Source organism: Marinobacter sp. EhC06 (assembly GCF_001650915.1).
Taxonomy (GTDB): Bacteria; Pseudomonadota; Gammaproteobacteria; order Pseudomonadales; family Oleiphilaceae; genus Marinobacter.
Genome location: NZ_LXYO01000023.1, coordinates 729,626 through 743,620 on the forward strand (window position 1 = coordinate 729,626; position 13,995 = coordinate 743,620).

The 13,995-nt window shown below is 58.5% G+C and carries 14 protein-coding genes; 5 read left to right on the forward strand and 9 right to left on the reverse strand.

What is annotated here, in order from left to right:
- Positions 1-12 precede the first annotated feature (12 nt).
- Positions 13-2,076, forward strand: coding sequence for a TRAP transporter large permease subunit (locus A8B84_RS13215; protein ID WP_064229609.1), 2,064 nt, complete (start codon positions 13-15; stop codon positions 2,074-2,076).
- A 22-nt stretch (positions 2,077-2,098) separates the two neighbouring features.
- Here A8B84_RS13215 and A8B84_RS13220 read toward each other — a convergent pair whose 3' ends face one another.
- The 8 genes from A8B84_RS13220 to mutM all read right to left on the reverse strand — a co-directional run bounded on the left by A8B84_RS13220 (position 2,099) and on the right by mutM (position 8,688).
- Positions 2,099-3,133 (reverse strand): hypothetical protein, encoded by a 1,035-nt coding sequence (locus A8B84_RS13220; protein ID WP_064229610.1) that lies wholly within the window; start codon positions 3,131-3,133, stop codon positions 2,099-2,101.
- Positions 3,134-3,178: 45 nt separating this feature from the next.
- Positions 3,179-3,457: a hypothetical protein gene (locus tag A8B84_RS13225; protein ID WP_064229611.1), complete on the reverse strand. Its 279-nt coding sequence runs from the start codon at positions 3,455-3,457 to the stop codon at positions 3,179-3,181.
- A gap of 87 nt (positions 3,458-3,544) precedes the next feature.
- A complete protein-coding gene (locus tag A8B84_RS13230; RefSeq protein ID WP_064229612.1) occupies positions 3,545-5,080 on the reverse strand; it encodes a phosphoenolpyruvate carboxykinase in 1,536 nt (511 codons plus the stop codon).
- A gap of 172 nt (positions 5,081-5,252) precedes the next feature.
- Complete coding sequence (hslO, locus tag A8B84_RS13235) at positions 5,253-6,107, reverse strand: Hsp33 family molecular chaperone HslO (RefSeq protein WP_064229613.1); 855 nt, start codon at positions 6,105-6,107, stop codon at positions 5,253-5,255.
- A gap of 67 nt (positions 6,108-6,174) precedes the next feature.
- Complete coding sequence (gene hslR, locus A8B84_RS13240; protein WP_008175667.1) at positions 6,175-6,582, reverse strand: ribosome-associated heat shock protein Hsp15; 408 nt, start codon at positions 6,580-6,582, stop codon at positions 6,175-6,177.
- Positions 6,583-6,623: 41 nt separating this feature from the next.
- On the reverse strand, positions 6,624-7,313 hold the full coding sequence (yrfG, locus tag A8B84_RS13245; protein WP_064229614.1) for a GMP/IMP nucleotidase: 690 nt from the start codon (positions 7,311-7,313) through the stop codon (positions 6,624-6,626).
- A gap of 95 nt (positions 7,314-7,408) precedes the next feature.
- On the reverse strand, positions 7,409-7,738 hold the full coding sequence (locus A8B84_RS13250) for a hypothetical protein (protein ID WP_008175672.1): 330 nt from the start codon (positions 7,736-7,738) through the stop codon (positions 7,409-7,411).
- Between the two features lie 137 nt (positions 7,739-7,875).
- Positions 7,876-8,688 carry a bifunctional DNA-formamidopyrimidine glycosylase/DNA-(apurinic or apyrimidinic site) lyase gene (gene mutM, locus A8B84_RS13255; protein WP_064229615.1) on the reverse strand — a complete coding sequence of 271 codons (813 nt, stop codon included), beginning with the start codon at positions 8,686-8,688 and terminating at the stop codon, positions 7,876-7,878.
- Positions 8,689-8,828: 140 nt separating this feature from the next.
- On the opposite strand from mutM, the gene A8B84_RS13260 reads away from it, so the two are divergent.
- Positions 8,829-10,007, forward strand: coding sequence for a fatty acid desaturase (locus A8B84_RS13260; protein WP_064229616.1), 1,179 nt, complete (start codon positions 8,829-8,831; stop codon positions 10,005-10,007).
- A gap of 78 nt (positions 10,008-10,085) precedes the next feature.
- Here the strand turns inward: A8B84_RS13260 and rsmD are convergent, their stop codons facing one another.
- The gene (gene rsmD, locus A8B84_RS13265) at positions 10,086-10,736 is read right to left on the reverse strand and encodes a 16S rRNA (guanine(966)-N(2))-methyltransferase RsmD (RefSeq protein ID WP_064229617.1); all 651 of its coding nucleotides are present in this window, start codon (positions 10,734-10,736) and stop codon (positions 10,086-10,088) included.
- Between the two features lie 161 nt (positions 10,737-10,897).
- On the opposite strand from rsmD, the gene ftsY reads away from it, so the two are divergent.
- The 3 genes from ftsY to ftsX are packed head-to-tail and all read left to right on the forward strand — an operon-like array spanning position 10,898 to position 13,807.
- Positions 10,898-12,088, forward strand: a complete 1,191-nt coding sequence (ftsY, locus tag A8B84_RS13270) for a signal recognition particle-docking protein FtsY (RefSeq protein ID WP_064229618.1) — start codon at positions 10,898-10,900, stop codon at positions 12,086-12,088.
- 29 nt (positions 12,089-12,117) lie between these two features.
- A complete protein-coding gene (gene ftsE, locus A8B84_RS13275) occupies positions 12,118-12,810 on the forward strand; it encodes a cell division ATP-binding protein FtsE (protein WP_064229619.1) in 693 nt (230 codons plus the stop codon).
- Positions 12,800-13,807: a permease-like cell division protein FtsX gene (gene ftsX, locus A8B84_RS13280; RefSeq protein ID WP_064229620.1), complete on the forward strand. Its 1,008-nt coding sequence runs from the start codon at positions 12,800-12,802 to the stop codon at positions 13,805-13,807. The genes ftsE and ftsX overlap by 11 nt, the downstream gene beginning before the upstream one ends.
- Positions 13,808-13,995 lie beyond the last annotated feature (188 nt).

Consider the following 13,995-nt stretch of genomic DNA (forward strand, 5'->3'; position numbering starts at 1 on the left):
GAGTAATCAGTTATGTCGAAGGGCAGTTTTCATCGTAGCGGGCTGGAGTGGTTTTCATCACTGCCGGCCTGTCTGCTGTTACTGGCGGTGGTCATCTTCTCCACGAGCAGTGACATCCACAATCAGATGTTGCGCGGAGGTGAACAACTCTGGAGCGGCTACTACAAGTTGCGGATGGATCCGGTCCAGCCCACCTGCGACCCGAACCGGGATATCGACGCGGCGGTTGCTGAAGAAATGGCGGCGGATGCCGAGACGGATGACCCGATGGCGGCGTTGCTGGGGGCCGAGGAAAAAGACCCGGCTGACGTCCGGCTTGCTATCGAACGAGCGGTTGCTGACTGCCGCGAGGCCCACCAGAATTTCGAGAATCTCAGGGACCAGCTGACGCCGGGTGTAAAAGCCTACCGGGCCGTTGAACTGTTCATTGCCGACCTTATTGCGTTTGGCCTGGAATCACAGCGTTTCATTCTGGTGATCCTGGTCATGCTGTGTGCGGTGACCGCGACCCTGACCCGCCACCACATCGCCATGCGTGCCATGGAAACCCGGCTGGATTACACCGTCTCCCACACTCTTCAAACCATCGCCAATGCCATGCTGCTGGGCTCGAGCGCAATCTTCCGTCAATCCAGCCTGGGTTCAGACACGGCGGTCTCTTCCGAAGAGCTGTTGCTGCACAATTTCTGGATTATCGGTTTCGCCTGCCTCACGCTGGCCAGCCTCTACCGGCTCTTCCGGGTGCCTGATGATCTTGAGGAGGGCGGCAGCCTGAACAAGGCCTTCCTGGCCGTTCCGCTCTATACCGTGATGTGTCTGATCTCCGGCACCTATTTTGCCCTGATCGGACACGCGTCGGGGATTGGTATCTATCTCGGCAAGATGATGGAACTGTCCGACATGTTCCTGAATGTCGGTCTGTATGTGTGGGTGGGCATGATGCTGAAGCAGACCCGCCTGGCCACGCTGGTGTTCAATGTCTTCCGGCCCTGGCGCATGCCGCCGGAAATGCTGGCGGTTGTAGCGGTTCTGGTGGCTGCCGTGCCCACGGCCTACACCGGTGCCTCGGGCATATTCGTCATCGCGGCCGGTGCCGTCATCTACAGTGAGTTGCGTGCCGCCGGTGCCCGGCGGCATCTGGCCCTGGCGGCGACCGCCATGTCCGGTTCCCTGGGTGTGGTCTTGCGGCCCTGTCTGCTGGTGGTTGTGATTGCTTATCTGAACCGGGAAGTCACCACTGATGAGCTCTTTGGCTGGGGCATCTGGGTCTTCGTGCTGACCGCCACCATGTTCGCGATTGTGGCCCTGAGTGTGAACCGCCAGAGTGAGTTCAATCTGGCGCCTTCTGCCGAAGCCTTCCCGGCCATGACGCAGGCGCTCAAACCCTTGATTCCCTATGTTCTGGTAATCGCTGCCGTGGTGCTGTTCTATCGTTTGGCACTCGACGTGAGCATGGATGAATTCTCGGCGCCAAGGCTGCTGCCTGTGATCATGCTGGCAATCCTTGTGTACGAGCACATCAGCCTGAAAAACCGGAAAGGAAAAGCCTCGGGGGAGATCAACCACCAGGGGCTGGAGCGAAGTCTCCGTGGCGCCACCAACGATACGACGGCGGAAATTGGCGCGCTGTTGCTGTTGCTGGGGTTGTCGGTCAGTATCGGTGGTGTGATCGAGCGGGCCCACCTGATGGAGGCTTTCCCACAGTCGTTTGACAGTGCCTGGTCGGCAATGCTGCTGATGGTGGTGATCCTGGTGATCCTGGGCATGATCATGGACGCATTCGGTGCCGTGATCCTGGTAACCGCCACGGTTGCTACGATTGCCTACTCCAGCGGGATTCATCCGATCCATTTCTGGATGGTGACCCTGGTGGCATTTGAACTTGGCTACCTTAGCCCGCCGGTAGCCCTGAACCATCTGCTGACCCGGCAGGTGGTTGGCGAGTCGGAAGTGCTGGCGGCGCAACAGGAAACGGGGACTTTTTATCAGCGCCATGAGCGTATCATCATGCCGCTGATTGCCATGGGGATTTCGCTGGTGTTGGTGGCCTTCATACCCCTTATTTTTTACGCCTGAGGTTTTGGTGTTGGCTCTCTATCTAATGGCGACGCGCGATCAGTTCCCTGAGCGGTGCGGGAAGAAGGCGTCGCAACCGGTCTGAAACGCGCTGTTCGTGCCGTTGCCACAGAATGCCCAACCACACGATCGCCAGACCAATCAACGTGAGCGCAATTGGAAACAGAAGGCTGTTCTCGAAAACCTCGTAGGCAAGATAGCCAAGGTACCCGGCGACTCCCAGGCCGCCGAAGACCACGAATACCCGCCGGCCCAGAATGGCCCCGGTGAAAATCATGGCAATATTCATCATGCAGTAGAGCAGCTTGCTCCATTCGCTCTCAGACTCCATCAGGGAAAGTCCGCTCCAGAAAGCCGTGACACCGAATATGTATAACCAGAACGCAAAGTCGCGGCTGCTCTGATTTCGGATATCCACCCAGAAAGCCAAAAGGGCGATGAGGAGGCCGAACCACAGGGAGACCCATTTCCTGAGTTCCCAGGCAACGTACTCCTCACCAAACAGGAAGGGAGCCAGATCCATACTCATGTACCAGAGCGTGACGGCCACCGGCATGACAAGGAAGGGCAATCGGTAGCGCCAGAGCATGACTGCGCCTGAGGCCAGTGTTGCCAGTTCCATGAATAACCAGCTCCAGTCGATGTAGCGGTGGAAGTCCCGGTATTCATGGCCCCCCGACCACCAGCCCATGCCGGCCTGAAACCCGAAAACCGCGAGTGGAGTAAGGACAACGACAAAAGTGGCAGTGATCCCGGCAGGAATTTTCAGGTCCAGCCGCTTCAGGAAAAACTCGGTGAGCCACAGGCCTGCGCCGGCGTAGATCAGGGCAATCAGTAGCAGACCCCATCCACCAAGGCTTTCCCACGAGAGGGTCATGAACACGCTCATGGCCCCGATTGCAATCAGCCCGCCGAAGTAATAGAGGATGTGGGTGAAACGGAAAGAGGGTGTTTGTTGTTGCTGTTCTGAGAGGAACGTCCAGAGTTGGTCAGCCTGTTCGTCCGTTATGATCTGCTTGCCTGCGGCTTGATCGAGAAGACTGCGCTTCACTTCCATGAGTGCTTCACCACGAATAACCCTCCTTGTTGGAACCGGTTCAGCTCACCGATTGCCCCACATCTTCGACACCGCGGCATCGGAGCCCAACGTCCCGACGACCAACGACACGCCACCAATACCGAAGAAAACAAGCACGGGAATCAAGGCGCCTGCCTTACCGGTGTAAACGAGCATAGCCGCTGACACCGTCGCCAGAACGAGGAACAGGATGCCCACCACATTCAGCACGGTGCGGTGCGAATCTTTGTAGCTGGGCCCAACCTTTCCGGATTCCAGTGGTTTGAGAATAAACGAAAAGAGCTGGCGTAGACGCTGTTTCATGAAGCCGTTTCCTAGAGTGTGTTGGGCTATCATACAAAAAAAGCGCCGTGCTTTCGCAGGGCGCTTTTTTTACTTGCAGGAATCGACTCAGCTCAGCTTGGGACCGGCTTCGACGATAGAATCCGCCACGTCGAACTTCTTGAAGTTCTCGACGAACTGCGCAATCAGTTCCTGGGCCTTGCCATCGTAGTAGTCCGGGCTTACCCAAGTGTTACGCGGGTTCAGCAGCTCGGTATCCACGCCCGGAACATGCTTGGGCACATCCAGGTTCAGGGTGGGCAGGTGCTCGGTTTCCACGTCGTCCAGATCGCCGTTCTGGATTGACGCGATAATGGCACGGGTGGTCGGAATGCTGAACCGCTGACCTTCGCCGTAGGGACCGCCGGTCCAGCCGGTGTTGACCAGGAAGACCTTGCTGCCAAACTCGTCCATCCGCTTCATCAGAAGCTCAGCGTAAACACCGGCCGGACGCGGGAAGAAGGGCGCACCGAAGCAGGTGGAGAACGTGGACTTCAACTTGGACGAAGAACCCATTTCGGTAGATCCGACCAGCGCGGTGTAGCCACTCAGGAAGTGATAAGCGGCGCCTTCGCGGCTCAGGATGGACACGGGCGGCAGAACGCCGGTCATGTCGCAGGTCAGGAATACGATGTGGGACGGCTCACCGGCGCGGTTCTCGATCACACGCTTTTCAACATGCTCGAGCGGGTAGGCGCAGCGGGAGTTTTCGGTGAGGGACACATCGGTGTAATCCGGCTCACGGGTTTCCGGGTCGATCGTCACGTTCTCTACGATGGCACCGAAGCGGATGGCGTCCCAGATGATCGGTTCGTTTTTCTGGGACAGATCGATGCACTTGGCGTAGCAGCCGCCTTCGATATTGAATACGGTGCCCGGGCCCCAGCCGTGCTCGTCGTCACCGATGAGGAAGCGGTGCGGATCGGCGGAGAGGGTGGTCTTGCCGGTGCCGGACAGGCCGAAGAACAGGCAGGTCTCGCCGTCTTCACCGACGTTGGCGGAGCAGTGCATGGGCAGCACGTCTTTTTCCGGCAGCAGGAAGTTCTGTACCGAGAACATGGCCTTTTTCATTTCGCCGGCGTAGTGCATGCCGGCCAGCAGAACCTTGCGCTTGGCAAAGTTGATCATCACGCAGCCGTTGCTGTTGGTGCCATCGCGCTCGGGCACACACTCGAAGTTGGCGGCGTTCAGGATCTGCCATTCCTGCTTGTCGGCCGGGTTGTAGCTTTCCGGGCGGATAAACAGGTTGCGGCCGAACAGGTTCTGCCAGGCGGTCTCGGTGGTCATTTTAACCGGCAGATAGTGTTCCGGGTCGGAACCGACATGCACGTGAGACACGAACTGGTCTTTTTCGGCGATATAGGCTTCAACACGGTCCCAGAGGGCGTCGAATTTTTCAGCGTCGAAAGGACGGTTGATCGGACCCCAGTGGATATCGTCGGAGGTGCTGGGCTCCTCGACAATATAACGGTCCTTGGGAGACCGGCCTGTGCGGTCACCGGTTTTTACGACCAGGGAACCGTTGGATGCCAGCTGGCCTTCCTCACGCGCCAGTGCCACCTCGACCAGTCGTGCTGTACTCAGATCATTATAAGTGTTGCTCACTTCGACCTCGCCCTCGGGATGTCTTAGTGATTGCTCAGGCCGCCCCCCAAAATTGACGGAAATCTGAGCAATCGGGTCAATTCAGGCGCGCTATTATGCCAGAGACGCCGGTAAAAAACGACTGCCCGGGAAGCCTTGCTATCAGCGGGTTCCCGGCTAATCGAGTGTGCTTCTAGTGTAGCGTATGACCGGTGAAAAGATGATCAATATCATTTCTATCGAAGCGATAGTGAGCGTGACAGAACTGGCAATCCATCTCGATGGAGCCCTGTTCCTCCAGAATGCTGTAGCACTCTTCGCGGCCAATGGCTTCCAGGGCGCCGAGGGTGCGCTCCCGGGAGCAGCTGCACCGGAAGGCGACCGGCTCGGCATCGAACAGCCGCACAGTTTCCTCGTGGAACAGGCGATGAAGCAGGGTTTCACTGTCCAGCTCCAGCAACTCGGAGGCTTCCACTGTCCGGGCCAGATGGTTTACCCGCTCCCAGAGGTCTTCGTCTTCCTCCGTTGCACCCGGCAGGCGCTGGAGCATCAGTCCGGCGGCGCCGTTTTCATCGGCAAACAGGAACAGGCTGGTGGGAATCTGTTCCGAACGATCAAAGTATTCCTCAAGGCAGCCGCCGAGTGTCTCCTGATCGCGGGGTACCACGCCCTGATAGCGGTTGCCGCGGTTAGGCGTAATGGTGATGGCCATACGGCCCTCACCGAGCAGATCGTGGAAGCTGTCTTCGCTGACCGCATGCTCATCAAAACGGGCCAAACCACGAATGTGTCGGTCGTGGCTGCACTCGGCCATCAGTGTGCGCAACGGACCCTCTCCCTGGGCCTGAACGGACAGCGTGCCCTCAAACTTCAGAGTGCTGCTCATCAGAATACTTGCCACCAGGGCTTCCCCGAGGAGTTCCCGAACGGTGTCCGGGTAAGGCGCCTGGCTGCCAATTTCCTGATAGCTGTCGGCCAGTTGTACCCAGGCTCCCCGCACCTGGCTGTGTTCGAAAATAAAGCGCTGGAACTGGTCGCGGGATGCCATGTTGTGTCTCCTGAATGCTAAATGCCGGTCGTTGCACGTTGATTGAGGGCGGGGATGTAAAAAGGGTTCAGAGGCCGTTCTGTTCGCGAAAGCGCTGGATATCCCTGCGGTCTTTCTTTGAGGGCCTTCTGGCCGGAGGAAGCTGCGCGGCCTGCATGGTCTTACGTTGCCAGGCCATTTCCTCGCGTTTCTTAACGCTGTCTTCGGTTTCGTGGTAGAGCTTCTGGGCTTCGGGTGCACCCCGGCGCCGGTCGCTGATGTCATCAACAATAATGATTTTTTCCTGCCAGCCCAGGCGCAACGTCAGCTTTGCGCCGGCTTCCACCAGCCTGCCGGGTTTGCATCTCTGGCTGTTGTAGTGGACCTTGCCACCCTCGATCGCTTCCTTGGCCAGGGAGCGGGTCTTGTAGAATCGGGCGGCCCAGAGCCATTTATCGAGTCTTACACGTTGGTCGTCAGCGGTTGATGCCGTCATGTCTCCTCACCTGATGGGCTTGTGCCCCAATTATAACCCTGTCATCGGCCGGATGGCAGGGGCGAGCGTTGGCGAAGGGCTGGAAGAATTTCATCGAAGTGATGGATACAGGGGATTTCCGGGTGTCGCTGCCGTGCTTCCTGCTGGCTGTCCGGCGCCAGTACCGCAAGGCATTGGCCAATGCCGGCTGCAAGGGCACTTTCCAGCACCGGAAAGCTGTCATCAACCATCAGGGTGTTTTCAGCCCGATAGGGCGCCAGGCGCTGGAGATCGTGCCAGAAAGACGGGTCTTCCTTGGGCTTGCCGAGCTGATGGCTGGAGACAATGGCATCCACCCGCGTATCAAGGCCGGTACGCTGCAGCTTCAGGGCCAGGGGATCCGGGTGGCAGTTGGTGACAATCACCGATTGGAGTCCGGATTGCCTGAGTGCGTCCAGAAAATCGGTGACGTGCGGCCGGTAACCAATCCGGTCGCCCACTTCTGCTTTCAGGCCGGTGATGTCCAGGGATAGCCGCTCGCTCCAGTAGTCGGTGCAGTACCAGTTCAGCGATCCACGCTCAGCCATGATCATCGGGATCAGGCGATCTTTTGCTTCCTGGGGGTGGAGGTCGTAGTGCTCGGCATAGCGAGCTGGCAGGTGTTCGAGCCAGAAGTGATTGTCGAAATGCAGATCAAGCAGTGTTCCGTCCATATCCAGGAACACTGTGTGAAGAGAAGACCAGTCAACCATAGAGCAAAACAGCCTGAAGAATTTTCTTCAGGCTGCCGGAGTTCGCTCGTTGGGGCAAGCCGTGATAGTACGGAGGCTTGTCCGGTGGAGCCGGATCAGTTGCTGGTTTGAACCGTCTCGGGCTTCTTGCCAGTGCGGGTGCAGCCAAGACAGCGTACGAAGGTCGCCTTCGCAGGACCCATCACCAGTACTTCACCAGCCTCATCGGCGTTGCCGCCCAGCAGTGAAAAGGGCAGGGATACCAGGTAGACCGCGCTGCCCACAATAGTGGTTGCCAGCAGTGCCGGGCGAACAAAAATCGCGTCGCCGGTCATGGCCAGTGCTGACGGGGTTTCGTCCACGGCCTGGGCATGCCCGAGGGATGAGAATGCCAACAGGCAGGCCGCCACAGTGGCCACCAGAGTGCGGGAAATCTTGCGGGTCATCGTACTGTCTCCTGAGCTTTTTGGCCCTAAATACCAACCCATTATAAACCTTGGGCGTTAATCCTCTGTTAACTATGAATCATATTTGCGCATTTTCAAACGATTTTTCGTTGCTGAATGTGCCATCTCGTAAGCATTCAACGCTGGCAGCGTGGGCAATAAACCGTTGCACGGTTATTCATCCGGATTTCTTTCAGCGAAGTCTCACATTCCTTGCAGGGCTGGCCGCCGCGACCGTATACCAGCAGAGACTGGGCAAAGTAGCCGGGCTGCCCATCACTGTTCACAAAGTCCCTGAGCGTAGTTCCGCCCATCAGGATGGCGGCGCTGAGCGTCTCTCGGATCGCCTCGGCCAGCCTGTGATAGCGGTCCAGGCTGATTCGCCCGGCTTTGCGTCGGGGATGAATGCCCGATTTGAACAGGGCTTCGTTGGCATAGATGTTTCCAACCCCGACCACCACATGGTTGTCCATAATGAAGGACTTTACCGGAGTGTTTTTGCCTCGGGACAACCGGAATAGCATGGCGCCGTTGAACTCCGGGGCAAGGGGTTCGGGGCCAAGATGGCTGATCAGCGGGTGCTCACTGGCGGAGTCGGCCCAGAGCCAGCAGCCAAACCGACGGGGATCGTTGAATCGCAGGATGACCCCTGACTGTAACTCAAGGTCGATATGGTCGTGGGTCAGAGGTGGCGTATTGTTGGTGATAATGCGCAGGCTGCCGGACATGCCCAAATGAACAATCACGGTGCCCTGGTCCATGTTCAGGAACAAATACTTGGCCCGTCGGTCTATACTTCTTATGACCTGACCTTCCAGTTTCTCGCCAAGATCGGTCGGAACAGGCCAGCGCAGGCTGCCGTTGCGCACGGTCACACGGACAATGGTTTCGCCCTCGCAGTGAGGGGCAATGCCACGGCGGGTGGTTTCTACTTCAGGCAGTTCGGGCACGTGTGGGAGTCTCCGACAGAAAACGCATAAGTGTAATCAGTAACAATTTTGCATCCAAATGCTGTTGTTGTGGCTTACAGCTGTACGCTAAAGTTGGCAGGTTGGCCTCGCGCCAAAGATAATGATTTTGAGGATTTTCTATGTGGTTTAACGGTCTTCTTGACCTGTCGTGGATGCAGCTCATTCTGGTAACCCTCGGAATGACACACGTCACGATTGTCAGTGTAACGCTCTACCTGCACCGCCACTCGGCGCATAATTCGCTGGATCTGCATCCGGCCCTGAAACACTTTTTCCGGTTCTGGCTCTGGCTCACCACCGCCCAGAATACCAAGGAATGGACGGCTATCCACCGGAAACACCACGCCAAGTGCGAAACCGAGGAAGATCCCCACAGCCCGGTAGTGTTGGGTATTCGCAAGGTACTGTTCCAGGGCGCCGAACTCTATGCCGAGTCGGCAACTCCCGAAACCCTTGAGCGTTATGGTCAGCGGACCCCGGAAGACTGGGTAGAGCGGAACGTCTACAGCCGATACAAGATGCTGGGCATCGCGTTGATGGCGGTCATCAACCTGGCATTGTTCGGCGTTCATGGCATCTGGATCTGGGCGGTGCAGATGATGTGGATCCCGGTGTGGGCTGCCGGCGTGGTTAACGGCATTGGTCACTGGATGGGTTACCGGAACTACGAGTGTGCCGACAACGCCCGCAACATCAGCCCACTGGGTCTTCTTATTGGCGGTGAAGAGCTGCATAACAACCACCACACCTACCCGAACTCCTCCAAGCTGTCCCGTCGCTGGTTTGAAGTGGATATCGGCTGGGGCTACATCCGGCTGTTCCAGTTGTTCGGTCTGGCCAAGCCCAAGGGCTATCGTCCGATTGCCCACCATGTACCGGGCAAGTTGGAGGTGGACGTAGAAACCGTTCAGGCAATCGCCAATAACCGCTTTGACATCATGCGCCAGTACCGCAAGCGCGTTATGGAACCGGTGTTGCGCCAGCAGAAGTCACTGATGGATGATGAAATTCGTCCCCGTTATCGGAAGCTCAAGCAGCTGCTCTCCCGCGAGATTACGCTTATTCATCCGAAGGAGAAGGAAACTCTCGAGTCTGTGCTGGAACGTAACGCGGTGCTTCGCCAGATCTACGAGAAGAGCCATGAGCTACAGGCGCTTTGGCGTCAGCGTGGGCTCAAGCCCCAGGACAAGCTGAATGCTCTGATGGAGTGGTGTCGGGAGGCGGAAGCCAGCGGCATCCGGTATCTCGAGGAGTTTGCCGAGCACCTCAGAGCGTATTCGCTGAGACCCTCGGCCTGATCCGGCGCATAGAATCGACCTGAACCTGCTTCGGCGGTGAATACGGGGTCAGATGAAAGCTTTCATCTGACCCTTTTTTCATTCTGGCCCGGAAATGACCCGGAACAGCGAGTAGGTCACCTGGCCAGCGCTTTTTTGCCGATGCAGCTGCCAGGATGCAGGCACTGCCGGGGTCGGCAATTCGCTCTCGTGTTCCACATAAACCCAGCCGCCGGGCTTTATCCAGGCCTGCTCATTGAGCAGTGGGAACAGCTTTTCCAGCCAGCCCTGGCGGAACGGCGGATCCATGAACACGATGTCGAATGGTGGTCGGGTTCTCTGGCGCAGATAGCTCTCCACATCTGAGCACACCACCTCACCACCTTCGGATTTCAGCAGCCTGAGGTTGTCCCTGAGCGCCTTCGCCAGGGCCGGGGTGTGATCCACCAGGGTTGCTCGTGCGGCACCTCTGGACAGGGCCTCCAGCCCAAGCGCGCCGGAGCCGGCGAACAGATCCAGGCAGTCGCTGCCTGCGAGGTGAAAGGCGAGCCAGTTGAACAGGGTTTCCCGGGTTCGGGCGGGGGTTGGCCGCACGCCGCCGGCATCCGGAAATCGCAGTTTCCGGCTGCGCCAGTCGCCGCCGATGATTCGCAGTTCACCGGTACCGGTGTTGTTGCGCGCCCCAGCCGCACCGCGATTGGGCGGGTTGGTTCTTGAAGGGCTCTGGCTTGTGGGTTTTCGGCGCGCCATGGTCGCGGCTCCGGGGCTGTGCTGGGTTATGGGTATCTACGCGCATCTTACCGGAAACCTGGTCCGGCGCGATAATCAGGGCGGCCCTCACTTCACCGGGACAGTCTGCTAGAATACCGGCTTTCTTTGTCCCGCCCATTCAGACTGATGGATTGACTTTTATGACGGCAGAGTGGATTTCAATCGGCCTTCTGGCCCTTCTTGTGCTCGTATTTGTCCTGGATATCGCTGGTAACCGCAGCCGGGCGCCACGCCCGAAGCCGGTACCACAGCGCAAGCCAGAGGTTGCCAAGGGGCCAGCTCCGGAGCCGGAAAAAGGCGAGAGTGAAGCGCCCGCCGCCGAGCCGCAACCAGAGCCGGTGGTTGAGCCGGAACCGGCACCCGAGCCCGCTCCGGCAGAAGAGCCGCAGAAAGCGCCGGAGCCCGAGCCACAGGTCAGCGTTTTCGAGCGCATCAAAAAGGGGTTGGGCAAGACCCGGGCGAGCCTGACCGGCGGCCTGTCGGACCTGTTTTCCCTGAGCAAGAAAATTGACGAGGAGCTGCTGGAGGAAATCGAAACCACGCTGCTGATGGCCGATGTGGGTGTTACCGCCACCTCCGAAATCATTGATTCTCTCACCGACAAGCTCGAGCGCAATCAGCTCAAGGATGGGGAAGCCCTGCGCAAGGCCTTGAGGGATGAGTTGCATGGGCTGCTGAAGGACGTGACCAAACCGCTGCAGATCGATTCCGGCAAGACCCCTTACGTCATCCTCATGGTGGGTGTAAACGGGGTGGGTAAAACCACCACCATCGGTAAGCTCACCAAGAAATTCCAGAACGAAGGCAAATCAGTCATGCTGGCCGCCGGCGATACCTTCCGCGCCGCGGCGGTCGAGCAGTTGCAGGTTTGGGGTGAGCGCAACAACGTGCCGGTTGTGGCGCAACACACCGGTGCTGACAGCGCCTCGGTTATTTTCGATGCCATCCAGTCAGCCAAATCCCGTGGCGTTGATGTTGTGATTGCCGATACCGCCGGCCGACTGCAGAACAAGGACAACCTGATGCAGGAGCTGGAGAAGGTGGTCCGGGTGATGAAAAAGCTGGACGAATCCGCTCCCCACGAAGTGATGCTGGTGCTGGATGCGGGCACCGGCCAGAACGCCCTGAGCCAGGCCCAGGTGTTCCAGCAGGCCGTCGGTGTGAGCGGCATTACGTTAACGAAACTGGACGGCACGGCCAAAGGCGGTATTGTGTTTGCCATTGCCCGACAGTTGCAGTTGCCCATCCGGTTTATTGGTGTCGGCGAGCAGGTGGACGACCTGCGCAGCTTTGATGCCGAAACCTTTGTGGATGCTCTATTTGACGAGTAGCCCGGAATCCAGCCGCGTGGAAGCCGCCCATGATTGAGTTTCGCCAGGTCACCAAGCGTTACGACAGTGATCACACCGCCCTGCGTCAGGTCAATTTTGGCCTGGAGCGCGGCGAGCTGGCGTTTCTGACCGGCCATTCCGGCGCCGGCAAAAGTACCCTGCTGAAGCTGATCATGGTGATGGAGCGCCCCAGTGCCGGCGCGGTGGTTGTAGGCGGGCAGGTCCTGAACCGCCTGCCCCGCCGTCAGATCCCCTACATTCGGCGCCATATCGGGGTGGTCTTCCAGAACCACCAGCTGCTGTTTGATCGCACCGTTTTCGACAACGTGGCAATGCCTCTGGAAGTCATGGGTGCGTCGCCCAGAGATACGGGCCGGCGTGTGCGTGCTGCCCTGGACAAAGTGGGGCTGTTGCAGAAGGAAAAGATGAACCCGATGCAGCTTTCCGGGGGGGAGCAGCAGCGCGTGGGTATTGCCAGGGCGGTGGTGAACAAGCCCCCGGTGCTGCTGGCAGACGAGCCCACAGGTAACCTGGACCCGGCCCTGTCTGCCGACATCATGAATCTGTTCGGGCAGTTCAGTCAGGTGGGCGTTACCGTACTGATCGCAACCCACGATATTGCCCTGATTAACGAGATGGGGCGGCGAACGCTGAAGCTGGATCATGGCCGTCTGGTTACCGGCGGCGCCTCGGTTATTGGCGGAGGTGCCAATGGCCGCTGATCCGCGCAAAAAGTCACAACCAGCTCGGGGTGCCAACAAAGCCCGTTCGCCCTGGCGCGAGCAGGCGGAAAGCTATTTCACCCATCATCGCAAGGTTGCCGAGGATAGTGCCCGGCGTCTCTGGCGTAATCCGGTGGCCAGCCTGATGACGTGGACAGTGATGGGGGTTGCCCTGGCTTTGCCGGTGGCATTGCTGTTGTTGCTGACCAGCCTCCAGGGAGTCAGCGCGGGTTGGGAGAGCGGTGCCCGGGTGACCGCCTACATCGAGCTGGATGTGCCGCTTGAGCGGGCCCGGGTGTTGGGCAATGACATTGCCGGAGACGGCCGGGTGGCCGGTGTCGAGCTGGTTGATCGGGACCAGGCGCTGGCGGAGTTCCGGGCCTCATCGGGCCTGGAAGATGCCCTGGATTATCTCGAAGATAACCCGCTGCCACATACGCTGCTGATTACCCCGGAGGAAGGCGCCCGTTCCACCGAGGGTGTGGAGGGGTTGGTGCGGTTTATCGAGGGCATGGAAGGCGTAGAGCGGGTTCAGGTAGACCTGGGTTGGTTGCAGCGCCTGAACGCCATGACCGATCTTCTGGCCCGTGCCGTCTGGGCGCTGGCGATCCTGCTGGCTGCGGCAGTTGTGCTGGTGATCGGCAACACCGTGCGTCTTTCGATTGAGAGCCGCCGGGACGAAATTCTGGTTGCGAAACTGGTCGGTGGCACAGACAGCTTTGTCCGCAGGCCCTTTCTGTACACCGGCGCCTGGTTCGGACTCGGTGGCGGGATTGTTGCTCTTATATTATTGCAATTGTCACTCTGGTGGCTCAGTGGGCCCATAGAGCGGCTGGCAGGGCTGTATCGGAGTGATTTTTCCCTCGACGGTTTGCAGTTTGATGGGGCCCTGGCGTTGATAATTGTTGCGATGCTGCTAGGCTGGCTGGGCGCCTGGGTAGCGGTGAAGCGTCATCTGGATGACATGGAGCCGGGTGATATTGCCGGAGGGGGATGATCCGGATAGCGGGAAAACCGTATTGAAGAAACAGCTTCTACTGGCGTAGGTTAAGAGCCAGTAAAGCCACGGTGAAATTTCCAGGCAGTTGATTTAAAACGTTTTACTGGAGATTTCGGGAACTTTCAGGGTTCTTGGCGGTCTAAAGAGTAGTTGGTATATTTAAGGGCCGTTGGGTTCGGAGGTTA